At 27.2% G+C, this 24,631-nt stretch carries 22 protein-coding genes; 9 read left to right on the top strand and 13 right to left on the bottom strand.

The genetic code is table 11. The features are described from left to right. Window positions 1–107 precede the first annotated feature (107 nt). The 5 genes from hydE to QZ288_RS06285 all read right to left on the bottom strand — a co-directional run bounded on the left by hydE (window position 108) and on the right by QZ288_RS06285 (window position 6,299). Window positions 108–1,277 carry a [FeFe] hydrogenase H-cluster radical SAM maturase HydE gene (hydE, locus tag QZ288_RS06305; protein ID WP_295156543.1) on the bottom strand — a complete coding sequence of 390 codons (1,170 nt, stop codon included), beginning with the start codon at window positions 1,275–1,277 and terminating at the stop codon, window positions 108–110. A 43-nt stretch (window positions 1,278–1,320) separates the two neighbouring features. Continuing rightward, window positions 1,321–2,505 carry a [FeFe] hydrogenase H-cluster maturation GTPase HydF gene (gene hydF, locus QZ288_RS06300; RefSeq protein ID WP_295156542.1) on the bottom strand — a complete coding sequence of 395 codons (1,185 nt, stop codon included), beginning with the start codon at window positions 2,503–2,505 and terminating at the stop codon, window positions 1,321–1,323. Window positions 2,506–2,582: 77 nt separating this feature from the next. Then, window positions 2,583–4,007 (bottom strand): [FeFe] hydrogenase H-cluster radical SAM maturase HydG, encoded by a 1,425-nt coding sequence (gene hydG, locus QZ288_RS06295; RefSeq protein ID WP_295156539.1) that lies wholly within the window; start codon window positions 4,005–4,007, stop codon window positions 2,583–2,585. 38 nt (window positions 4,008–4,045) lie between these two features. Beyond that, window positions 4,046–4,297, bottom strand: a complete 252-nt coding sequence (locus QZ288_RS06290) for a TM1266 family iron-only hydrogenase system putative regulator (protein WP_295156536.1) — start codon at window positions 4,295–4,297, stop codon at window positions 4,046–4,048. Window positions 4,298–4,457: 160 nt separating this feature from the next. Then, window positions 4,458–6,299 carry a methyl-accepting chemotaxis protein gene (locus QZ288_RS06285; protein WP_295156533.1) on the bottom strand — a complete coding sequence of 614 codons (1,842 nt, stop codon included), beginning with the start codon at window positions 6,297–6,299 and terminating at the stop codon, window positions 4,458–4,460. Window positions 6,300–6,696: 397 nt separating this feature from the next. On the opposite strand from QZ288_RS06285, the gene QZ288_RS06280 reads away from it, so the two are divergent. Genes QZ288_RS06280 through QZ288_RS06265 form a run of 4 tightly spaced genes read left to right on the top strand, consistent with a single transcriptional unit; the run spans window position 6,697 to window position 10,071 of the window. Next, a complete protein-coding gene (locus QZ288_RS06280) occupies window positions 6,697–7,461 on the top strand; it encodes an AAA family ATPase (protein ID WP_295156530.1) in 765 nt (254 codons plus the stop codon). A 30-nt stretch (window positions 7,462–7,491) separates the two neighbouring features. Beyond that, entirely contained in the window at window positions 7,492–7,995 is a 504-nt protein-coding gene (locus tag QZ288_RS06275) for a GNAT family N-acetyltransferase (protein WP_295156527.1), read from the top strand. Window positions 7,996–8,020: 25 nt separating this feature from the next. Further along, window positions 8,021–8,962, top strand: coding sequence for a ParB/RepB/Spo0J family partition protein (locus tag QZ288_RS06270; protein WP_295156524.1), 942 nt, complete (start codon window positions 8,021–8,023; stop codon window positions 8,960–8,962). An 8-nt stretch (window positions 8,963–8,970) separates the two neighbouring features. Beyond that, entirely contained in the window at window positions 8,971–10,071 is a 1,101-nt protein-coding gene (locus QZ288_RS06265; protein ID WP_295156521.1) for a DUF4384 domain-containing protein, read from the top strand. A gap of 38 nt (window positions 10,072–10,109) precedes the next feature. On the opposite strand, the gene QZ288_RS06260 is transcribed toward QZ288_RS06265, so the two are convergent. The 5 genes from QZ288_RS06260 to QZ288_RS06240 all read right to left on the bottom strand — a co-directional run bounded on the left by QZ288_RS06260 (window position 10,110) and on the right by QZ288_RS06240 (window position 15,680). After that, on the bottom strand, window positions 10,110–10,802 hold the full coding sequence (locus QZ288_RS06260) for a hypothetical protein (RefSeq protein WP_295156519.1): 693 nt from the start codon (window positions 10,800–10,802) through the stop codon (window positions 10,110–10,112). Window positions 10,803–11,627: 825 nt separating this feature from the next. Beyond that, entirely contained in the window at window positions 11,628–12,644 is a 1,017-nt protein-coding gene (locus tag QZ288_RS06255) for a hypothetical protein (protein WP_295156517.1), read from the bottom strand. Window positions 12,645–12,672: 28 nt separating this feature from the next. Beyond that, window positions 12,673–13,488 carry a TIGR00282 family metallophosphoesterase gene (locus tag QZ288_RS06250; RefSeq protein WP_295156514.1) on the bottom strand — a complete coding sequence of 272 codons (816 nt, stop codon included), beginning with the start codon at window positions 13,486–13,488 and terminating at the stop codon, window positions 12,673–12,675. A gap of 25 nt (window positions 13,489–13,513) precedes the next feature. Beyond that, window positions 13,514–15,043, bottom strand: coding sequence for a ribonuclease Y (rny, locus tag QZ288_RS06245; RefSeq protein WP_295156511.1), 1,530 nt, complete (start codon window positions 15,041–15,043; stop codon window positions 13,514–13,516). 97 nt (window positions 15,044–15,140) lie between these two features. Next, on the bottom strand, window positions 15,141–15,680 hold the full coding sequence (locus tag QZ288_RS06240; RefSeq protein ID WP_295156508.1) for a ferritin family protein: 540 nt from the start codon (window positions 15,678–15,680) through the stop codon (window positions 15,141–15,143). Window positions 15,681–15,872: 192 nt separating this feature from the next. On the opposite strand from QZ288_RS06240, the gene QZ288_RS06235 reads away from it, so the two are divergent. From QZ288_RS06235 to QZ288_RS06225, 3 genes are all read left to right on the top strand, one after another. Then, window positions 15,873–16,508, top strand: coding sequence for a cytidylate kinase-like family protein (locus tag QZ288_RS06235; RefSeq protein WP_295156505.1), 636 nt, complete (start codon window positions 15,873–15,875; stop codon window positions 16,506–16,508). Between the two features lie 66 nt (window positions 16,509–16,574). Continuing rightward, window positions 16,575–17,075 carry a hypothetical protein gene (locus QZ288_RS06230; protein ID WP_295156502.1) on the top strand — a complete coding sequence of 167 codons (501 nt, stop codon included), beginning with the start codon at window positions 16,575–16,577 and terminating at the stop codon, window positions 17,073–17,075. 778 nt (window positions 17,076–17,853) lie between these two features. Continuing rightward, the gene (locus QZ288_RS06225) at window positions 17,854–18,798 is read left to right on the top strand and encodes a membrane dipeptidase (RefSeq protein ID WP_295156500.1); all 945 of its coding nucleotides are present in this window, start codon (window positions 17,854–17,856) and stop codon (window positions 18,796–18,798) included. Window positions 18,799–18,846: 48 nt separating this feature from the next. Here the strand turns inward: QZ288_RS06225 and queA are convergent, their stop codons facing one another. Genes queA through lepB form a run of 3 tightly spaced genes read right to left on the bottom strand, consistent with a single transcriptional unit; the run spans window position 18,847 to window position 22,647 of the window. Then, window positions 18,847–19,923, bottom strand: a complete 1,077-nt coding sequence (gene queA / locus QZ288_RS06220; RefSeq protein WP_295156497.1) for a tRNA preQ1(34) S-adenosylmethionine ribosyltransferase-isomerase QueA — start codon at window positions 19,921–19,923, stop codon at window positions 18,847–18,849. A gap of 16 nt (window positions 19,924–19,939) precedes the next feature. After that, window positions 19,940–21,586, bottom strand: coding sequence for a hypothetical protein (locus tag QZ288_RS06215; RefSeq protein WP_295156495.1), 1,647 nt, complete (start codon window positions 21,584–21,586; stop codon window positions 19,940–19,942). Between the two features lie 11 nt (window positions 21,587–21,597). After that, a complete protein-coding gene (lepB, locus tag QZ288_RS06210; RefSeq protein WP_295156492.1) occupies window positions 21,598–22,647 on the bottom strand; it encodes a signal peptidase I in 1,050 nt (349 codons plus the stop codon). 379 nt (window positions 22,648–23,026) lie between these two features. Between lepB and QZ288_RS06205 the strand changes: the two genes are divergently transcribed. Together QZ288_RS06205 and glyQ are read left to right on the top strand one after the other, a co-directional pair. Beyond that, window positions 23,027–23,557: a hypothetical protein gene (locus QZ288_RS06205; protein ID WP_295156490.1), complete on the top strand. Its 531-nt coding sequence runs from the start codon at window positions 23,027–23,029 to the stop codon at window positions 23,555–23,557. A gap of 171 nt (window positions 23,558–23,728) precedes the next feature. Then, the gene (gene glyQ, locus QZ288_RS06200) at window positions 23,729–24,613 is read left to right on the top strand and encodes a glycine--tRNA ligase subunit alpha (RefSeq protein ID WP_295156488.1); all 885 of its coding nucleotides are present in this window, start codon (window positions 23,729–23,731) and stop codon (window positions 24,611–24,613) included. The last annotated feature ends 18 nt before the right edge of the window (window positions 24,614–24,631 follow it).

The raw sequence follows: 24,631 nt of genomic DNA, 5'->3' as shown, positions 1-24,631 counted from the left end.
TACTGCGTTTCATACCTAAATTTTAACAAATTTAAGTTATCTAGGACAGCCCCTAAAATAATATACGCTATTCTAATATATATTTGAGTATATGTAAATATATAATCTCAGTTTTTACAAATACAGTTATCAAAATTATTTTTTCTATTTATGTCAGAATATCCTCGGTTTATGTCAAAATCTCCCCTGCTTCCTGTAAGAATATACCCAATATCATCTATGCTTTTTCTTAAACTATCAACACCCTCTGCAGATTCTGTACCTGTTGCTATTTTATCATTATAAAGCAGATATTTTTTTCTCACATTCATAGGAGATAAATTAGGCATAACAACATTAGAGCCGTGTAAAATTCCAAGTTCTCTTCCGCCCTCTTTCAAAGTACCAAGTGCAGTAGTGGCAGGTATTAATGCTGATGGAAAAATCAAACGGACTATGCTTATAAGTATTAATGTAAGCTCCAATTCTCCTTTTTTTTCATCGGCAAACGGAGTATCATTATGAGGCAGAAAAGGACCCATTCCTATCATTTCAGGATTTATATTCTGCATAAATACCAAGTCATCAGCAATATTTTCTAAAGTCTGATACGGACTTCCTATCATTATGCCTGTGCCTGTTTGATAACCTAACTTTTTTAATGTCATAAGGCATTCTTTCCTATTTTCTAAACTCATATTATTAGGGTGAAGTTTTGAATAGTGAGTATTATCAGCAGTTTCATGTCTTAATAAAAATCTGTCAGCACCTTTTTCCTTTAATATTTTATAATACTCTTCTTCTTTCTCGCCTATTGATAATGTTAAAGCACAATCATTATATTTTGTTTTAACAGCATTCACTATATCAGACATAATATTTATATTATAATAAGGATCCTCTCCTCCTTGAAGCACAAAAGTTCTAAACCCTATTTTATAGCCGATATCTGCACATAATAAAATTTCTTCTTTACTAAGTCTGTATCTTTGAGCATTTTTATTGCTTTTTCTTATTCCGCAGTATATACAGTCATTTTTACAATAATTAGTAAACTCTATAAGTCCTCTCATAAAAATATATTTTCCGAATATTTTATCAGCTTTATCTCTAGCCTTTACTCTCAAATACTCTTTCAGAACATTTATTTCTTTCTTTTCATCGTAACTTAAATCTTTTATATTAATATCATTTTTATATTCAAAAGATGATAAAAGAGTCAAAGCATCTTCTTTAGATATTTTCTCTTCAATATCTATTTTATCAATTATCTCTTTTGCTTTGCTTATATTTATCAATTTTTAATTTCCTTATTTTATTAAATATATTTAATTTTATTTATTATATATATTTAACATTATTTATTTTTGCTATAGCCATACCATAATTTGTTATAGGTATATTCTGCTCTTCGCATTTTCTTATTCTATTTAATATATGCTTTCTAGTACCCATACAGCCGCCGCAATGTATTATTAAATCATATTTTGATAAATCATCTGGAAAATCATTGCCCAGAGCATAATCAATATCAAAAGAAAATCCGAATTTCTTTTTTAATAAATTTGGAATTTTTACCCTTCCTATATCTCCTTCCAAAGGAATATGAGTACAGCTTTCTGCTATTAATATTTTACTCTCTTTAGTTAAATTATCTATAAAATCAGCACCTCTTTTATATACTTCTTCATCACCCTTATATCTTGCAAAAAGCACCGAAAATGAAGTAAGAAGAGTTTCTTTAGGCTTTAATTTTTCTACTTCTTTAAAAACTTGAGAATCTGTTATTATAACTTTAGGAGGCTTGCTTAATGCTTTTAATGCTGTTTCAAATTTATCGAATGTAGAAGATATTATAACAGCTTTATTATCTAAAATATCTCTTATAGTCTGAACTTGGGGAAGAATAAGCCTTCCTTTAGGAGCCTGAATATCCTGAGGCATAACAAGCATAACAATATCATCTTCATTAACTATATGACCTGTAATGCTAATCTCCTCCGATTTTGGAATTGCCGACTTTACAGCTTCAATTAATTTATCTATATTCAATTTATTAAAAGCACTTATTGAAACAGTTTGTAAATTAAAAATTTCTTTTATATTTTCTTCTATACTTTTATAGTCACTATTCAAATCTATTTTATTTACAACAGCTATAGTAGGTATTTTAAAACTTTTAAGATCGTTTTTCCATTTTAATTCAAGCAGATAATTATCGTTTTTAAAAGAAGCATCAAATACAAGCAATGCAATATCTGCCGATTCCATTATCTTTTTAGTTTTTTCTATCCTTAAAGCTCCAAGTTCTCCCTCATCATCAAAACCTGCAGTATCAATTATAGTGCATGCTCCTAATGTATTTATTTCTATAGCTTTTTTTACAGGATCTGTAGTAGTTCCTGCAGTATCAGAAACTATAGCTGCATCTTGATTTGCAGCTGCATTTATAATACTTGATTTGCCTGTATTTCTTCTTCCAAATATTGCTATATGAGTTCTATTAGAGTTAGGTGTTTCATTCATTTTTTAATATTCCATAATGCTTTATATTATTATTAAGGTTTTTTATAAAAAATATCAAAAACTAAATTAATAATAAATTAAAATTTAAAATCTCTTTTTCCTTTATCTATGTTTTTCAAAGCATCTATCAGTTTAACTTTAACTTTTTCATTTGGTATTTTTTCTATTTCATTTATCATAATTTTATCTATTGACTTTTTTGTCTCCTCTTTAGCATAATCATTTTCATACTCTTTTAATGTTAATACAGCATTAGCCTGACAGAAATTTTTTATTTGTCCGCTCTTAGCAAAAGCCATAAATCTGTCTCCTGTTCTTCCCTCTCTATAGCAGGCAGTACAGAAGCTAGGCAAATAATCAATATCGGCAAGCCATTTTATTATATCATCAAGAGAGCGGTTATCAGAAATTTCAAACTGCTTTGAGCTTTCTTCTTCCTCTTCAGCATATCCTCCTACGCTAGTTCTTGAACCTCCGCTTATCTGAGAAACTCCTACTTCTAAAACTTCCTCTCTTGATTTCTGACTCTCTCTGGTAGAAACTATTATTCCAGTATAAGGAACAGCAATTCTTAAAACAGCAGCTATTTTTTTGAATAAATCATCGGTTATAGCATTAGGAAAACTCTTAACATCAACATCATCAGCAGGTCTTATTCTGGGAATGCTTATAGTATGAGGTCCGCACAAAAAAGTATCTTCTAAATGTTTAGCATGATAAAGCATAGCAGTAAAATCATATTTATAATCATAAAGCCCGAATAATACGCCTATGCCTACATCATCAATACCAGCCTCCATAGCTCTGTCCATTGCTTCAGTATGATATTCATAATTGCTTTTAGGACCGCTTGTATGAACTTTCTCATAAGTAGGCTTATGATAGGTTTCCTGAAATAAAACATAAGTACCTATTCCTGCATCTTTTAACTTCTTATAATTTTCTACTGTAGTTGCCGCTATATTAACATTTACCCTTCTAATAGCTCCGTTTTTATGTTTGATGCTGTATATTGTTTTTATTGATTGAAGCAGATATTCCATACTTGCATAATCTGGGTCCTCTCCTGTTTCTAATGCAAGTCTTTTATGCCCCATATCCTGCAATGCAGTAACTTCTGCTATAATTTCATCTTGAGTTAATTGCTTTCTTGCGATATGTTTGTTTTTTGCATGATAAGGACAGTAAACACAGCCGTTAATACAATAATTTGATAAATAAAGAGGAGCAAATAAAACTATTCTATTCCCATATATTTCTAATTTTATTTTTTTGGCTATTTCAAACATTTCATTTTCAACGCTTTTATCATCGCAAAGAAGTAAAGCCAATGCTTCATTAGGTTCAAGCCCTTTCATTTCATTAGCTTTATTTAATATATCTCTAATATTGTAATTTCCGCTTTCTATTTGATATATAGTTTTTAAAATTTCTTCATCATTAATAAATTCATTTGCATTTTTTGATTTTGAATCGTATTTAAATAAAGATGCACAAGACATAAATATAACTCCTAATAATTAAAGTGTTAAAAAATTTGTTACTTTTTACCTGCATAAAGTGCTTTGGCAGAAACATTGTCAAGCATTCCAAGTTTGCCTGTTAAACTATTAATTTTATCACTAGGAGCATTTAAGACTATACTAATTATATTTATATTTTTTTCTCTATAAGGAATTCCCATTCTTCCTATAATAAAATCACCGTAGCTATGCAAAATATCATTCACTTTTGATATATCATTAGTGTCTTCAATTATTATACCTATAACAGCAATTCTATCATTTTCCATTTTAAATAAATCAGTATATATTAGTAAATTATTCCTTTATGATAAACATTAAAGTTATTCATTTAGGATATTAATATTATATTATTTATTATCAATTTTGCAAACATTTTTATTAATTTTTATTTTTTAAAAAAAGAATTTAATATTTAAAAATAATATTTTATTTCTCTATTCTAAAGAAGCTCATAAGAGACTGCAGTTCTTTTGCATCATTGTATAGCTCCATAGAAGAAGTAGTAGCCTCCTCAACTAATGCCGCATTCTCCTGAGTAATGGTATCCATCTCCATAACAGCTTTATTTACCTGAGAAACTCCGGACTGCTGTTCTAATGCTGCTGAACTTATATCTCTAATTATATTTGATGTTTCTTCTATTCTTTCTTTTATACCGATAAAAATCTGTTCCTGACTTTCTACTTTTTTATTAGCTCTATTAATCTTTTCATAAACCTGATTAATTAGTTCTGTTATATCTTTAGATGAGTCCTGACTGCTTTGTGCCAAACTTCTAACTTCGCTTGCTACCACAGCAAAGCCTTTTCCCTGATCTCCAGCTCTTGCCGCCTCTACTGCTGCATTAAGTGCTAAAATATTAGTTTGGAAAGCTATATCCTCTATAACTTTAATAATATTTTTTATCTTCTCACTATCGGCATTAACTTCAGCCATACTCTGAACTGTATCGGTTATAATTAATGCTGCATCCTCTATAGATTCTCTGCATAATTTCATCATATCATTGCCTTTTACTGAATTATTAGCCGAACTTGTTATTGCTGAAGATATCTCTTCCATAGAAGAAGCTGTTTCTTCAAGATTTGCTGCTATATTTTCTGCCTTAAATGCTAAATCCTTATTTTCTTCTGAAATATTATTTGCCGCTTCCGACATTTTATCTGCATTATGCAAAGTTGTTTCTATTACCTCTATAAGCTTGTATTTCATATTATGGAATGAAACAGATAATTTTCCAATCTCATCTTTTCTGTTTAATTTTCTTCCATGCATTATAAGTCTGCCCTCTTCTATTTCTTTAGCTTCTTCAACTATCAAATTAAGAGGTTTTGTTATACTTTTAGTGAATAAGAAAACTACAAATGTCATGAGAAGCATAGATATAATGCCTATTATAATGCTGGATATAATAATAGATTTATTAACTTCATAAATCTCTTCTTCATTCATAGCATAAGCAACTATCCAAGGATGAACTTTCATTTTTTCATAATATCCTGTTCTATTATGATTATCTCTTATATACTGCAAATTGCCGTTTTGATAACCTTGCGAAAAAATGCTGCCGTACTCAGCAGGGGCATCTTGACCTACACTGCCAAAATCGGTATCCATAACAATTTTTAATTCATCATTTACAGCAACAATTCTTCCTGTTTTACCAAGTGTAATATCATTAAAGTAAGTATCATGTATTGTAGAAGATTTTACTATTAATACTAAATAACCAATTACATTTTCTTCAAAATCTAATATTTGAGTTCCGATAGATATAGTATACTCCCCTGTCTTTGCTGATTTCCTCATATTATTTCCAACAGAATATAAATTGCCTGCATTTAGTCTATTCCACATACCAGGTCTCAATTTTTCCATACTTTGACCTGTTAATTCATTATCCTTATCAAGTAAAATAGTTCCAATCTTATCTATAACATATATGCTTTCTACATAATCATTTCTTTTTATAAATAAATCCAAATCTATTAATGCTGCCTGCTCATAATCATCATTTCTATATATTAAAAAATTCCTAATATTAGCACTGCTTGAATAGGACATAGAAACCATAATCTGAGAATTTAATATAGAATCAAATAAGCTGGCATAAGCATTTACTGTATTTTGAAAACCCATATTTGTACTTTGCCTTACGCCCTTGCTGGAAAAAAATATGGATGCTGTTAATAAAAAACCAAGCATTAATATAGACATAAAACTTATAGTTATTGGTATTTTAAAAGTTAAACTGCTGAACTTACTCACAAAATATACTCCCAACAATATTTTTATATAAAAATACAAATAAAAAGATAAAACCCTAACTATATATAATATAGTACAAAAAATATGCATTGTCAACAGTATATATTAATGCCTATTTTTTTGATAAAAGTTCTGAAATTGATTTTTAAATAAAGTAAAGATAAGTAAAAAAAATAATAAAAAGGTATAAAAAAATTATAAAGTATATTACCATAATTTCAAATAAAATAATAAATATTATTTAAAATACCATTAAATTAATAATATAACAGTATATATTTATACTATTTTTTTATATTTTAATGAATAAAATTTACATAATAAAAACTTGATAAAATAGCCGATTTTGATATAATAAATTAATTTTATAAGATTTTTTATTTATGAGGATATATTTATGTCTAAAGTTATAGCTATAGTCAATCAAAAAGGCGGAGTAGGAAAAACTACCACTGCTGTTAATTTAAGTGCCAGCATAGCCAAAATGGGACATAAAACTCTTCTTATAGATATAGATCCTCAGGCGAATGCTTGTTTGGGTATAGGCATTACAAGAGAACAAATGCAAAAGAGCGTATATGATGTATTGATAGGACAGGCTGATACAGAAGAAGTTATAATACCTACATATCAGGAAAATTTATTTCTAATACCTGCCGATTCCGATTTGGTAGGTGCTCAGATAGAACTTGTTAATGAAATAGCCAGAGAATATAAATTAAAAAAAGCTGTAGAAACTGTAAAAAATGAATATGAATATATTATTATAGATTGCCCCCCTACTTTAGGCATATTAACTCTTAATGCATTGACTGCGGCTGATTCTGTACTTATACCTATACAATGCGAGTTTTATGCTTTAGACGGAGTAGCAGAACTTAATAATACAATAGCACTTGTAAAAGAAAATCTTAATAAAGAGTTAAAGATAGAAGGCGTACTTCTTACTATGTATGATGCCAGAACAAAATTATCTGCCGATGTTGTTAGGGAAGTTGCCAATTTCTTTAAAGAAAAAACTTATAAAACTATGATACCTAGAAATGTAAGATTAAGCGAAGCTCCTTCTTACGGTAAAGCTATAGGCGATTATGATAAAGACTGTGTAGGAGCCAGAAGCTATAAAGAATTTGCTAAAGAATTTGTTGATAAATCTAAATAATTATGATTTTTTAATATGAGGATATCATTTATGAATAATATTATTTTAGAATATGTAGAAAAAAAAGATATTTGTATATTTAAAAATAAATTGCAGGAATCATTTATATTCGGTGCAAAAATGTATTTTGGAGAAAATATTGAAGATAAAGTACCAGAAGAAAAAGATATTGAAGAATCTTTAAGTATAGATGAAGTACACCCTTATCATTTAATTCTTAATAATGAAAAAGTAGGCGGAGCAGTAATAGAAACAAATGATAAAACTAATAATAATGAACTGCATTTCTTTTTTATTTATCCTGAATATCAAAATAAAAAAATAGGATATTCATCTTGGAAAGCTATAGAAAATAAATATCCTCAAACAAAAACTTGGATATGCTATACTCCGTATTTTGAAAAACGCAATATAAATTTTTATGTAAATAAATGCGGTTTTTGTATAACTGCTTTTTATAATGAACATAATAAACTTGAAGGAATAAACAGCGGTCCTAAAGAGTTTTTTAAATTTGAAAAAGCTGTAAATTAAGTAATATAATTATAAGAGGATTTATATGAGCAGAAAAGGAGGACTTGGCGGTCAGGGTATGAATGCCTTAATAAAATCAGCAGATAAAGAAATAAAAAGGGCGGCTGAAGAGGCAGAAAAAAACGGAGTATTAGAAATAGATATATCTCTTATAGATGTAAATCCAGATCAGCCTAGAAAGATATTTAATGAAGAAGAAATACAAGGTCTTGCTGAATCTATAAAAGAAAACGGACTTATAAACCCTATTACTTTAAGAGAAAAAGACGGTAAATATCAAATAATTTCAGGAGAAAGAAGATTTAGGGCATTTAAATTTCTAAATAGATACAAAGTTCCTGCATTGGTTCTGCAAAATATCGCTGACTCAAAAATGCTTGAGCTTACATTAATTGAAAATATACAAAGAGCGGATTTAAACCCTATAGAAATTGCATTAAGCTATAAAAAATTAATATATGATTTGGATATAAAACAGGAAGAATTGGCTTTAAGAGTAGGAAAAAACAGAAGCACTATAGCAAATTCTATGCGTATATTAGATTTAAGCCAAAATATACAAAATTTGATATTAGAATCTAAAATAACAGAAGGACATGCCAGAACTATATTATCATTAAATGATGAAAATGAAAGAGAAATATTTGCAAAAGAAATAGCAGAAAATGGATATTCTGTAAGGGAATGCGAAAGGATAGTAAAAGAGAGAAAAAATAATATATCTGCTGCAAATACAGAAAATCAAAATGAAATAAAAAAAGATAATAAAAAAGATCCTAATATAAGACAGCTTGAAAATGATTTAGAAAAAATATTTTCTACTAAAGTTAATGTTATAGATAAAAATGGAAAAGAAGGCAGAATAGTAATAGAATACTATAGTTCAGATGATTTATCAAGAATTATGGATATGCTCGAAAAATTATATGAAAAAGAAAACAGCATAAAACCTGCTCTGGAATATTAGGAGTGATTTTGAAGTTTATATTAAAATATATTTTTATTATAAGTATTATATCATTAAATCTTTATTCAAGAGAAAGAATGCTTATAGCTGTGATTGATTTAGATAATAGTTTAAGAGCTAATGAGCCTTTTAGAAAGGAATTAGTAAAAACTATAAACAGATTTGCATACCTTAAACAAAAAACTTCAATTTCTATAGACCGAGAAAAGAAAAAATTATTTTCTACTAATAAACTCACCTTAGAAGAAGGGCTTACAATAGCATCAAATTTTAAAGTAAAAGCCGCAATAATAATGGATAGTGAAAAAATATTAAAAAATACAAACAATATAAGCAATTATAATATTTTAAGTAATGAAAATGAAATAAAGGATTTAGGAGACTTAATAGAAGAAAGCATAGGAAAAAAAATAGAAAAAACAGAAGAAATATATAAATCAAATGAAGAACTTTATGAAATAATGTATAATTTTAAAGTTATAGATATGAATACTGGAGATACACTTAATGAATATAAACTTAAAAATCATTATGAAAGCATATCAGTGATACAGGAAATATGCATATACCTTGAATTTTACTTTTCAAACTCCATATTCAAATCAATAGAATCTCCTATAAACGGAATAAATATAAATGTAAGAATAGAGAGAATTACATTAGAAAATAAAACAAATGCAATATATGATAAGGGTGAAATAATAGAAGGAGAAAGTTTTACAATAAATTTCAGATCCAATAATGAAGGTTATTTATATATTTTTGCATTTCAAAATGACGGCAATACAATACTAATGTACCCTAATGACTTTAATAATGAATACCAAAATAAAATAGAAGCAAGAAAAAACTATATAATACCTCCTGAAAATTCTAAATTCAATATAAAAATAAGATATCCATTAGGAGAAGATGCTTTTTACTGTCTGTATACTAGAAAAGAACAAAAATGGATTACAGGATTATATTTTTTAGGCGATGGGTTTAAAATATGCGATAAAAATAAAATAGCTGAGTTTACTTCCAAATTAAAATCAAAACTGAAATCTATGAATAATGATGATTGGCAAATATCCAAAATATACTTAAAATCAATTAAAGAAAGATAATAAATAAAATATAAATAAATAAAATTTATATTTATGATTTATCTATAAATATACTTGCTGTTATAAAGCGGCTGATATCTGTTTTCTTTATCCAAAAATGAATTCTGATAAGATGAATATAAAACAACGCTTCCGTCTTCATTAACATAACCTACAGGATCATATCTGTAAAAAGGAAGAACAGAGCCTCTATATGAAACTGTATCAGAAGGACCCCATTTTAGAGGAACTTCCACTCCGAATACAATATTTTCTTTTACTGGAACACCGTATATATATACATATTTAGTATAAATATCTACTGCTACTAATGTATTATCTAAAGTTATTACTCCGCCGCCTTTTCCTGTAAATCTATAAAAATAGAAGCGTTTAAGCATATCTTCATTATCTTTATTTCTTTTTTCTGTGTATAAAGGATTATATCCTCTGTATTGATAGTATGTCATAGATGATATAAAAAACATTCCTGCTTTTGAATTTTTTCCGCTATATTTATATTCTTTGGTATCTTCATTAATAATCTGCCAATACTTATCATCTGTTTTATCCACAAATCTGAAACTTGGTATATTATTCTTGTCAAATACTGCCTCTAAAAGCCAATTATTAAATTTAGAAGAACTGAAATTTGGATTATAAGAAGAAGCTCTTTCTATATTATCTTTAGAAAAAAGAAGAAAGCTGTTTACAAATAATATTAATACTAAATAAAAAAATATCTTTTTCATAAGCCATATCTAAAAAATTAATTATTTTATATGATTATATAATATACTAAAAAAGACATAAGTAAATATCTTAAATTAGCAATATATCATAATTTTGCTTTAAATAATAAAAAAATTTATTACTAACCTATTTTTAAACTACATTTTATACAAAAAATACTACATTTAATATTTACTGTAGTTAAATTAATAAACATTTTAAAATTTATGTCTTATTTATATATTTGCAGATGTTAATAAAAAGTAAGAGTATGCTTTATAATTTTATTATCTCTGATAAAAATATTGTTAGCAATAAAATAAAAAACTTGTGAGTGCCTGACATTCGCAGAATGGCAGGATATCATTAACGAACAAGTTTTTTATTAGTAATAATAAAAACTAATAATTTTTTAAATGCTAGAAAGCTAAATATAAAAATTATGAGCGTCTGACATTCGTAAGAATGGCAGAGTATCAAAGCTCATAATTTTTATTAGCAATAATAAAACTAATAATTTTTTAAATGCTAGAAAGCTAAATATAAAAATTATGAGCGTCTGACATTCACAGAATGGCAGAGTTTATTAAAAATAATAATAAAAAAGCAAGCCGAAGCCAGCCCCACAGGGGCACAGACGTGCAAATAAATTCGCCAAAGGCGGACAAAGTCATTTATTTGCTTATTATAGGCGTAGACGAGTATAGTAATATATATAAAGTTTATCGCTAGTAACAATAAAAAAATAAAAAACTTGTGAGTGCTTGACATTCGCTAAATGGCAGAGATTACACCGATATCGGCATGCAGAGCGACGAACAAGTAAAAATTATTAATACATATCATTATTTATTGTCATCACTGCTATTATCCTCATTATTTTCTGGTATAATATCTATAAGTTTTATATCATCTTTTTCTTCATTCTCATCATTATCAGTTTTAATTATATCAGAAACATCATTCTTTTTAATATTTTTTAATTTTTTTACAATAACAGCAAAAATGATATAATAAATAATAGACATTAAAATAGCTGATAAACTATATGGTATTAAAGCCATTTTATTATTATAAACAGTATTAAATAAATAATTATATCCATAAGGAAAGCCTATATACAATAATAAAATTAAAGGAATTATGAGTAAAAGCCATAATTTATTTTTATAAACTTTATCTGCAAATGAATATGAGATAATAATTGTAAGTATAGATATAGCAGTTAAATATGAAATAGTTTCTTTGTTTAATTTGGCATTATTATAATCTAATTCCAAAAAGTTAATTATAATGATACCGCATATAGAAATTAAAAATATGCCTATCATAGTGTATATAATCGAAAAGAATATTTTAGATAGAAAAGCTCTGTTAGAAAACTCTTTTTTGCTATGAGGCAGAAGTTCAGAAATCCAAAGTATAAGAGAAAAACTAAAAGTCTGAAGAAGTAATTCGGGCAAATTAATAAGATGAAATTCTATAGGTAATTGAGTATATATTAACCCTTCTATTGAACTAGGAGCAGATGCAGGGGCTGATATAATCGCAATGCATACAAATATAAGCCATACTATAAACCAGCCGAATTTAGTGATTATAATTTTTCTAATAGGAAATAAAGCTATAGCTATAAATATCGCCCTTATAGGCTGTAAAAAAGGACCTATAAATGTAAGAGGAGATTCAAATCCCCTCATAAAATTAACAACTATATCATTACTGTATATTGATTTATAATCAAAAATATTTGAAAAAAGCATACCGAAAAACATATAAGTAAGAGTATGAATTACAGCAACTTTTATATAAAAAATAAAGAAATGTCTAAAAAAAATTTTAGGGCTATTATCATTTTCCATAAGCATCCCCATAAAAATAATATGCAGTTTACTTTTCGCGTTTCTCTACAATATCATTATGATATACTAAATTTATGCGTTTATTTGAAATAGCCTTGCCTGTAGATGTATCAATCTGCACTATAATACCATTAATCATAGGACTGCTCGTTTCAACTTCAAATCTATGGGGCATTTTAGTAACAAATCTGGCAATAGCAGCCTCTTTTTTCATACCTATAACCGAATTATAACTTCCGCACATTCCAACATCTGATATATAAGCTGTATGAGAAGATAATATCTTTTCATCTGCTGTTTGAACATGCGTATGAGTGCCAAATATGCATGAAACCTGCCCTTCAAGATAATATGAAAAAGCTATTTTTTCAGCTGTAGCTTCAGCGTGAAAATCTATAAATATTATATTGGTTTTTTCTTTTATATGCTTAATTGCAAGATTGGCTTTTTTAAAAGGACAATCTAAAGGATCCATAAAGGTTCTTCCCATAAGATTAATAACACCAATCTTACAATCTAACATATCATATATATAATAACCTAATCCGGGAGCATCGCTTGGATAATTATAAGGACGAAGAAGCCTATGCTCATTACCTATTAAAGCAAAAACATCTCTATTATTCCATATATGATTACCAGAAGTAAGCACATCTATACCCGAAGCAAATAATTCAGCCGATGTATCTCTAGTAATGCCTATGCCATTAGCAGCATTCTCTCCATTAGCTATTACAAAATCTATATTATTCTCTAATTTTATTTCTTCCAAATGCCTTCTTATAGCATAACGTCCTGCAACACCTACAATATCTCCAATACATAGTATATTTTTTACAGACATTTTTATTTACCTTTTATTTATATTATTATCTAGCAACCTCAACTGCCCTAGTCTCTCTAATAACAGTAACCCTAATAATACCAGGATATTTTAATTCATCTTCTATTCTCTTAGCAATATCTCTTGCCATCTGTTTAGCCTGAATATCATCTACTACATCGCTTTTAGTCATAACTCTAAGTTCTCTTCCTGCATGTATAGCAAATGATTTTTCAACACCATCTATACTATCAGCAATTTTTTCTAAATTATCCAAACGCTTTATATAACTTTCAAAAGATTCTCTTCTTGCACCCGGTCTTGCCGCACTTATAGCATCGGCAGCCTTCACTATTACAGCTTCTACGCTTTGAGTATCAACATCATTATGATGAGCCCTTATAGCATTAACTACCCCTTCTTTTTCTCCGCATCTTTTAGCTAAATCAGCACCGCTCATAGCATGAGAGCCTTCTCCTTCTCTTTCTATAGCTTTGCCTATATCATGCAAAAATGCACCTCTTTTAGCCATTTCAACATCAGCACCTATTTCAGCGGCTATCATAGCAGCAATATTTGCAACTTCCTTGCTATGAAGAAGCATATTTTGTCCGTAGCTGGTTCTATATTGAAGTCTTCCCATATGTCTTATTAATTCATTATGCATAGTTGTAAGATTCAAGTCGACAATAGCATTTTCTCCTGCCTCCATTATAGAATCTTCAACTTCTCTTTTGGTTCTTTCAACAACTTCTTCTATTCTTGCAGGATGTATTCTTCCGTCTAATATAAGTTTTTCCAGCGAAACTTTAGCAATATGCTTTCTTACAGGATCAAAGCATGATATTACAACAGCCTCTGGGGTATCATCTATAATAACATCAACTCCTGTGAGAGTTTCAAGCATTCTGATGTTTCTTCCCTCTCTTCCTATAATTCTTCCTTTCATCTCTTCGCTTGGCAATGACACAGATGTTACAGAAGTTTCTTGTGCTACTTCGCTGGAGAGTCTTTGTATAGTCTGCACTATAATCTCCCTAGCCTTTTTCTCTCCTACTTCTATAGCATTTTTTTCTATGTTATCAACAATTTTAGCGGCGGACTTTTTGGCATCTTCTTCTATATCTTTTATTAAATTAGATTTAGCTTCTTCTTTTGATAAACCTGCTATTCTTTCAAGTTCTTTTTCAGCCTCTTCTATTACAGAAGTTAATTTATCTTCCTGCTCTTTTATTTTTTTCATTTTGTTCTCAATATTATGCTCTTTATTTTCCAAATATTGAGACTTTTTATCGATATTAGCCTCTCGTTGTAGTACTCTATTTTCTAATTTCTGAATTTCAGCTTTTCTGTCTCTATTCTCGCTTTCTAGTCTGCTACGTTCCCTTTGTATTTCAGAATTGGCTTCAGAAAGTATGGTTTTTCTCTCATTTTCTGCCTGCTCCCTTGCACTTTGAAGCAGTTTATGTGTTATTAGCTCCGTAGAATTAAGCTTAATTTTAGCGATAATAAAACGGGTTATATATCCAAAAACAAACGCAACTACAACAGAGGTGATGATTATCACTATATTCATACTTCACCTCTTCATTTTTACAATATAACATTATTAACATAGTTTTGTTATAAAGTCAATAATATATTGATATATTATATAAAAAATAATTGCTATATTAATATTTTTGGAGCATTTTTCCAGAACCTCCGCAAGTTTCACAAGTTTCAGGGCATTTATCTCTGTAAATATTACCGCAGCTTGGACAAAGATAGAAAGTTACATCCCCGTCTTTATTTAAAAAATTATCTATGATATCTTGAAAAAGCTTAGCGTGTTCTGTTTCTACTTTACCTAAAGAGTTTACTGTATCGCTTACCAATTTATTTTTTTGCTCTATTGCAACCTGTGCCAATTGAGGATAAAGTATAGTAGATTCATAAACCTCCCCTTTTATACCTGCTTCTAAATTTTCTCTATCTCCTGCAGGTTCTGTAGGCATAAGTTCAGGTACAAATTTACTCATATCTAATCCGATTCTTAAAGCTAATTTTCTCATTTTCTCAGCATGTATTTTTTCTGCTAATGATGTTGTTGAAAATACCTTTTGAATAACTTTATTATTAGATGCCTTTCCAAATGAACTATATCTATTTGCAGCATTTGATTCGCCTTGAAATATTTGATATAAAACTTCTTCTAATGTTTTAGCAGCCATGTTTATTTCCTCCAAATTATAAATAACTATTTTTATTAAATTAATATTGCTACATAATAACAATTATGTAAAAAAAATCAAACTATTTTTTACAAATAATAAAGAAAAAAATTAAAATATAGATTTATTTTATTATTATATTATAATGCAAATAATATAATAATAAAATAAACGGCAGGATATTAGTGAATTATGGGAAATATTATTATAACTATAAGCAGACAATATGGAAGCGGCGGGAAATTCATAGGAAAAGCAATATCTGAAAAATTAGGCATAAGTTTTTATGACAGAGAATTTATAGAAATAGTATCAAAAAAAATGAGTATTAATAAGAAGTATGTAGAGGATATAGAAGAAAAATTTACTAATGATAATCTTTTCTTTACCGCTTTTCATAAAGAATATTTCTCAAGCCCATTTTCAGATGAGGTGAAATATTCTACTTTAGATAAAATATTTGAAATGCAAAGAGAAATAATAAAAGATATAGCAAATAAAGGAAACTGCATAATAATAGGCAGATGTGCAGATTTTATATTAAAAGAAACATCTCATAAATGCTTTAATATATTCATACATGCACCAAACAAAAATAGAATAGAAAGAATAATAAATGAATACGGCGTAAAAATGGAAAATGCTGAAACTCAATTAAAAAATACTGATAAATATAGGGCTAATTACTATAAATACTATACAGGCGAAGAATGGGGACATATGTCAAATTATAATCTATCTATAGACAGCGGGTATTTTAACGATGATGAAATATGCAGTATAATTATAAATGCTGTTAAAAAAAAATATAAATACTTGAAAAATTGATAATATATTACTATATTTAATAATAATCAGTCAAAGAAAATTAAAAAATGATAAAAAGAGGAGATTATGAAGAATAAGATTATAAAAGATTTCTATGAGAATGATTATTTTTCTTATGAATCTGACTGTGATTTATGGGACGATGAAAAAATATCATTATTAATAGATTTTGGAGAAGAAGCAGATAAATCTGAAATGCTCATAAAGTATATAGACAAAATAAATGAAATATTAAAATGGCTTAATGATCATAAAAAAAATATAATAGATTTTCTTATAAATAAACAATGTTTAGAATTGGCAGAAGAATGGGTAAAAACCTGCGAGCAAATAGATGAGAATACATACAAAAACCAATCAGGAGAATTAATAACAATACCTATAAAAGAGGAAGATTTTTTTAATGCTGTATATGCTGATACAATATTAATAGATTTTGATGAAGATGAAACTAGACCTGATACAACTATACATATACTTTTTGAACCTGATTATTTCAAACATCATTCTCTTATAGTGTATGTTGATGGGGACAAAAATATAGAATACGGAGATATAGCAGGTTAATGCAGTATTATAATGCTGCCAGCTATAAATTTTTTTATTGCTAAAAAAATTGTTTTATTATTGCTAATAAAAATTGTTCGCTGCTCTATGTGCTTTCAGCAAAAAGCTCTGTCCGCCTTTGGCGAACTTGCAAGACGCTCACAAGTTTTTTATTAATAAATAAAGAGATAAACGAGCAACTTATAACTGATGAAAGAAGTTATAAGTTAATTTAAAGCTATTTTATCGATAGTAATAAAATAAAAAAACTTGTGAGTGCCTGACATTCGTAGAATGTCAGGGATTATTGACGAACAAGTTTTTTATTAGTAAATAAAAAGATAAACGAGCAGCTTTCAACGATATAAGTAAACTATCAGCTTGTAATTTAAATTATAAAAATTATGTGCCTCTGACATTCATAGAATGGCAGAGTATCAAAGCTCATAATTTTTATTAGAAATAATAAAAAAGTTTATCGATAGTAATAAAATAAAAAACTTGCGAGTGCCTGACATTCGCAAAATGACAGAGATTATGCCGATATCGGCCGCAGAGCGACGAACAAGTTTTTTATTAATAAATAAAGAGATAAACGAGCAGCTTGCAACGACATAAGTAAACTATCAGCTTGTAATTTAAATTATAAAAATTATGAGCGTCTGACATTCATAGAATGGCAGAGTATTAAAGCTCATAATTTTTATTAGAAATAATAAAAAAGTTTATCGATAACAATAATAATAAATTATTATTTAAAAATTATGACAATTAATTAATATAACAGGAGGAAATAAATATGATATTCGATGCTCATTCAGATATATGGACTGATGTTGCTGTAAAAACTTCTAAAGGCGAAAATAACATTATAAAAAAGTATCATTATGATAATCTTATAAAAGGCAGAATAGAAGGTTCTATATTTGTTATATGGACAGAGCCTAAAAACTATGATAGAGCATTAGAAAGAGTCAGAGAAATACAAGATTCTATAAATAAAGAACTTCCATACATTGATGATATTATACTAATAGCAAAAAATTATGATGATATTATAAAAGCAAAAAATGAAAATAAATTATATATTTTCATAGGCTTTGAAGGACTTATATCAATAGATGATAATATTGATTTAATAGATGAGTATTATGAATACGGAGCTAGGCATGCAAGTCTTACTTGGAATGAAGAAAACAAATTAGCATCAGGTGTAAGAGGAGATTATAATAAAGGGTTAACCCCATTAGGAAAAAAAGTTATAAAAAAGATGCAGGATAAGGGAATGATAGTTGATGTATCTCACTTAAATGATAAATCTTTTTTTGATGTTATAGATATTATTTCCTGCCCCATTATAGCATCTCATTCTAATGCAAGAGCTTTATGCAATAATATGAGAAATCTTACAGATGAACAATTAAAAGCTGTAAGAGATGTTAATGGAGTTATAGGCTTTAATTCTTATAGGAATTTTATTGATGAAAATGAGGATAAGCAAAATATTGATAGAGCAATAGATCATATAAAATATATAGCAGAAAAAATAGGAGCAGAACATATAGGATTTGGTTTTGATTATAATGAATATTTTGAAGATAATACATATATAAAAGGATTAGAAAATGCTTCTAAATCTTATGATATTATAACAAAATTAAAACAATCAGGATTTAGTTTTGAAGAAATAGAAAAAATAAAATATAAAAATTTTCATAGAGTAATAAAAGAAACTATAAAATAATTTACTTAAATATAAAATAAAAATGCCTAATACATTTATTATTATATTTTAATATATAAACATAGCATCGCCATAAGAAAAAAATCTATAATTATTTTCTATAGCTGACTTATAAGCATTCATAATATTATCATATCCTGCAAAAGCACTTACCATAGCAAGAAGTGTTGAATGCGGAGTATGAAAATTGGTTATTAAAGCATCAGCACATTTAAACTTATAAGGCGGATAAATAAATATATCTGCCTCGCCTTCAAGTCTTTTAAAATCATAATTATTATATTCGCTTTCTAAAACTCTTGCAGCAGTAGTTCCGCATGCCACCACCCTTCTGCCGTCTTTTTTAGCATTGATTATAATATCATAGCTTTCTTTCGGTATTATAAATTTTTCTTTATGCATAATATGATTTCTTAAATCATCTTCTTTAAGAGGATTAAAAGTTGAAAAACCTACATGCAAAGTAACATAGCAAATTGAAATTCCATTATTTTTTATTTTTTCTAAAAGCTCTTTTGTAAAATGAAGCCCTGAAGTTGGGGAAGCTATACTGCCCTCATTTTTGGCATAAACATTCTGATAAAACTCTTTATCTTTATAATTATATTCTTCTTCGCCCTTTTTCTTTCTGCTTTGAATAATATAAGGAGGAAGAGGAACTTTGCCTATAGCATCTAAAACATTTTTTGTCAAGGCTTTTGAAAACTTTATTGTTTTTACAGATATATTATCATGCACTATTAATGCCTCAATACTGCCTGCCTCTTCTAAATGGCTATAATCTAAATATAATATATCTTTTTCTTTTATATTCTTACCCTTTATAATGCATTCCCAAATACTTTCATCATTATCAACTTTATTTAGAAGTAAGATTTCTGAACTGCCGCCTGTACTTTTTTTAGCATATATTCTGGCTGGTATTACTTTGCTGTCATTTAAAACTAAAATATCATCTTTATTCAAATAATCAATTATATCAGAAAAAATTTTATGCTCTAAATATCCTGTATTTTTATTTAAAGTCATTAATTTGCAATGATCTCTTTCATAATTAGGATTAGTAGCTATTAAATTTTCAGGTAAATAAAAATTATAGGTTTCTTTATTTAAATAATCTATCATAATATTTTACTGCTTTTTAGAATGTTACTATTATCTTTCTTTGTCTTAAAAATTTTGTAAGATTTTTTCTGCTGGAAGATCCTGATTTTACTATAGCATATTCATCATTTATTTTTGTTATAATAATACCCTTTCTATTAGCCTCGTGAATTATTTCTTCTAATTTATTTGCATCCTTTATTATAACAAGAGTAACATTATCATATACATAAGAAATAATACCTCTTTCATACCAACGCCTTATACTTGTTTCTATATGCTTTGGAATTTCTACATTATTATCTAATAATGTATTTTTTAATAAAATTAAAAACTTATCAAAAGAATATTCTGATTCTTTATTACTTATAATAGTTTTTCCTTTTAATATGCTTTCTTCAGTCATAGTATAAGTATAAACCGTTTCCTGCTTATCAAGTTCAAAATATAAATTGCACATATAAATAAAATTATTAGAAAACATATAATGATTTATTAAAGTTAATTCAAAATTTCCATTGATAAATGATTTGCTAAAATTATTTTCATTATTATGGCTATTTGTATTTCTAATAGCAAGTACTGCATTCTCATAAAAAGAGGCTTCTGCGATACCAAGCATAAACATAGAATAAATAATATTATTATATTTTTCTGCTGTTATGGAAATATTATATTTTTCTTTCAATTTCATAAATAATACTGATTTTGATATGCTTTCATTTTCTATCACAGCAAGAATATTTTTATAATAATCAGAATAATTTTTATAAATATTTTTTATTATAAACTCAATTCTATTTTCTATTGGATTTGAAAAATATTTTTTTATATTATCATATTCTAATGATATGGAATTTTTATTATCCAATTTTATTAAATCTAATTTCAAGCATATATTTATTATTGTATTTGAATCCAAATTATTAGTTAAAAAATTAATATTGACATCATCAGCCGATAATCTTTGAACATCGCATTCATAAATAAAAGTATCAATATCATTTAATATATTGAAATGATTATAAATAAAAACCGAGCTTTCAATATTATCTTTCAGACTTTTCTCTAAATTCAGCAGAACATTTTTATTATTCACAGCAAGATATACTTTAAAATCATTCTGAGAAAAATAAATAGAAATAATATTAGCTTTGCAAAGAATTAATAATTCATCATCATCAATTTTAGATTTACTATATTCTAAAATATTGCCGTTTTCATATATATGAATAATTTTTTTCAAATATTTTTTATAAGTATTAGCAGTATAATTAATATCTATATAGTTAGGAATTTTAATATCATCTTTTAAAATAATACTCTCTATTATTGATTTTACATTCGGTAAAAAATATAAGGTATCATCATGAGAGTTTAATCTTCTTCTTTTTATTTTTAAATACAGAAGTCCTGATTTTTTTATTTCATACACATAATCAAAAAAAGCCGGTACTTGTTTTTGAGTATACTTTAGAGAATATGCTATATCTATAGAATTTAATTCTTTATCTTCATTCTTAAGTATATAAATGACTATATCTTTTGCCTCTTTAGATAAAGAATAAAATTTAAAAGACACCATAGATATATTAGAAGTTTTTATTTCCAAATCTTCTGTATTTTTAGCCTTCCAAATTTTGAATAATTCTTTTAAAGTATCTTTAGAAATCTGACTGTACATATTTTTGTCTTTTATTTAATTATAAAATATTTAAAGAATCCCTGCTCTGCATCTTTAGGTCTTTTTGACTGTATCCATACAATCATAGGCTGACCTTTTATCTGTCTGTAAGGTACTAATCCCCACATTCTGCTGTCACAGCTTTGATCTCTATTATCACCCATTACAAAGAAATAATCTTCAGGAACATTATATATATATTCATCTGGTCTGTCTTTAGTATTAGGTATATATATATTCATCCAATACCATAATTTAATATCATCGCTTACCACTTTATCATTAATATAAACTTCAAAAGAGCCTAAATCATTATAATAATCTGCCCTATCAACTAATTTCTTAAATATTATAATATCTCCTTTTTTAGGCACATAAATAGGTCCGTAAATATCTATAATAGGAACGAACTCTCTGTCATTTCCATAAAAGAAATAACCCCATTTATCTTCTATTTCATTTCCATTAATAATTATTTTTTTATCTCTTATCTCTACAGTTTCTCCTGAAACTGCAATAACTCTTTTTACAAATTCTTTTCTAGGATCTAAATCAACAGCTTTAAGTCCGAAAAATAAATTTGCAGGCGCCAAATGAGTACCTCCTGTAAGTTTTTCTCCGATAAAATCAGCAAATAAAAATCTAGGATCCCAAGTAAAAGGCGTAAGTGAAAATATCATCACTGGAAGTTTAAGCATTTGAACTAAAGAAGAAGGCTCATAATAAGGCATAGCAGATTCGCATCCGAAAGAAGCTGAAGGCGGTGCTCTAAATACCACCAAATCCCCCCTTTGAGGCGATTTTATTTTTGGAAGTCTGTATCCTAAAAGTCCGTCTGTAAAAGGCAGTTTAACTCCGTAAACAAATCTATTTGCAAAAAGCCTATCGCCGGGCATTATAATCGGTATCATAGAACCTGTCGGTATCTGATAATTCTGTATTAAAAATGTATTTATAAGAAGAACTATAACTATTGCATATAATATTTCTTTTAGAGTATGTTTAAAGTTACGGCATTCGCCTGCTATCGTTTCTGTAATATTTTTCATAGAATTTTCCATTAATTAACCCCTTACAATAATAAATATTGATGTATTAGTGTACAATAAAACTGTTAAAATAGCAATTATAATTTATAACTATATTTTTATTATCTCTAATAAAAATTGTTAGGCAAATAAACTTAAATAGGCATTCTAATTATATTTATAGTATTTAATTATTATTTTTTATTGCTATACTGCTTTATTATTATTAAATTTATTAAATTATTAATAATTATAAATTATATAAATAACAATCTTACATAAATTATAATATACTCATTTATAATTTTTATTATTATTTTTTAATTTACAAAAACTAAATAGGTTATATAATAATAAATATAAATAAAATATTTATACTATGAATAAAATAATTATATTTATGGAGAAAATATTGAAAAAAATATTACTATTATCTGCATTAATAATAAACTTGTCATCATGTGCTGCAAAAGTGCATTTAATAAATGATTCTTTCTACGGACATCAATTTTATCAGACAGATTATATTTCTATAAACTATTGGTCATCAACTATTAAACTCAGATTAAAAAATATAGCAGGCACTGATAAAATAATATTAGAAGCTCAGTATATTACAGGAGAAGCATTTAATATCAAAGAAAGCAGCAAAATTGTACTTAAATTTGAGGATAATACATATATATCTTTAAATTACACATCTCTAATGCCTAAGGCTGAAACCGAAATAATATACGGTACTTCTATATATTTTATGGATACATCTTATGTTGATAGAAGCTATAGTATAAATGCTGAAAATATAATCAGAGATATGAAAACTATAACAGATATAAGAGTAGAAACTGCTGAAGGATTTAAAAATTTCACAGTAAAAAAAAGTATTTCAGATAATATATTAAAGCTTTATGATGAGATGAAAACTTTATTATCAGCAAATTAAAATATATTTATTAAATTCCAAAAAATAAATATTTTTTATAAATTTATAGCATAAAAATTAATCATACTATATAATTGAATGCATTAATAATTTTTTATAATATATATAATAAATTTTTATAATTATATAATTAGTTTTTATAATTAAATAATATATGGAGATAAATCAATTATGACTTTCACAAATTTAATTATGACATTAAATAAATTCTGGAGTGAAAACGGATGCATAATACAGCAAGGCTATGACTTAGAAGTAGGAGCAGGTACATTTAATCCCGCAACATCATTAAGGGCATTAGGACCTGAACCTTTCAGCGTAGCTTATGTAGAACCTTCAAGAAGACCTACAGACGGAAGATATGGAGAAAATCCAAACAGACTTCAGCATTATTATCAGTATCAAGTTATAATGAAGCCTTCTCCTGAAAATATTCAAGATTTATATATACAAAGTTTAGAAGCATTAGGAATAAGCTTTAAAGATCATGATATAAGATTCGTTCATGATGATTGGGAATCCCCTACTTTAGGTGCTTGGGGATTAGGCTGGGAAGTTTGGCTTGACGGTATGGAAATAACTCAGTTTACATATTTCCAAGCTGTAGGAGGAATAAATTTAAAGCCTATAACAGGCGAAATAACATACGGACTTGAAAGAATTTGTATGTATTTACAGAATATTGATAATGTATATGATTTAGAATGGGGGCACGGCATAAAATACGGGGATGTACATTTGCAGGGTGAAAAAGAATTTTCTAAATATAATTTTGAAGTAGCTGATATAGATATGTATTTTAGGCATTTTAAAGAATATGAAGAAGAATGCATTAAATGTTTGGATAAAGGCTGCATACTTCCTGCTTATGATATGGTTATGAAAAGTTCGCATGTATTTAATATGCTTGATGCCAGAAATGCAATAAGCGTAACCGAAAGAGCAGGATATATTGCAAGAGTAAGAGAGCTTATGAAAAAAGTTTCTGCTGCATATATAGAATCAAGAGAAAAACTCGGATATCCATTAATAAAAAATAAAAATACCCCTGCTTAAAAACAGAGGTATTTATAA

Source organism: uncultured Brachyspira sp., from assembly GCF_910578695.1.
Taxonomy (GTDB): Bacteria; Spirochaetota; Brachyspiria; order Brachyspirales; family Brachyspiraceae; genus Brachyspira.
Note: the sequence above shows the minus strand (reverse complement) of the source record. Positions and strands in the feature narration are given on the sequence as shown.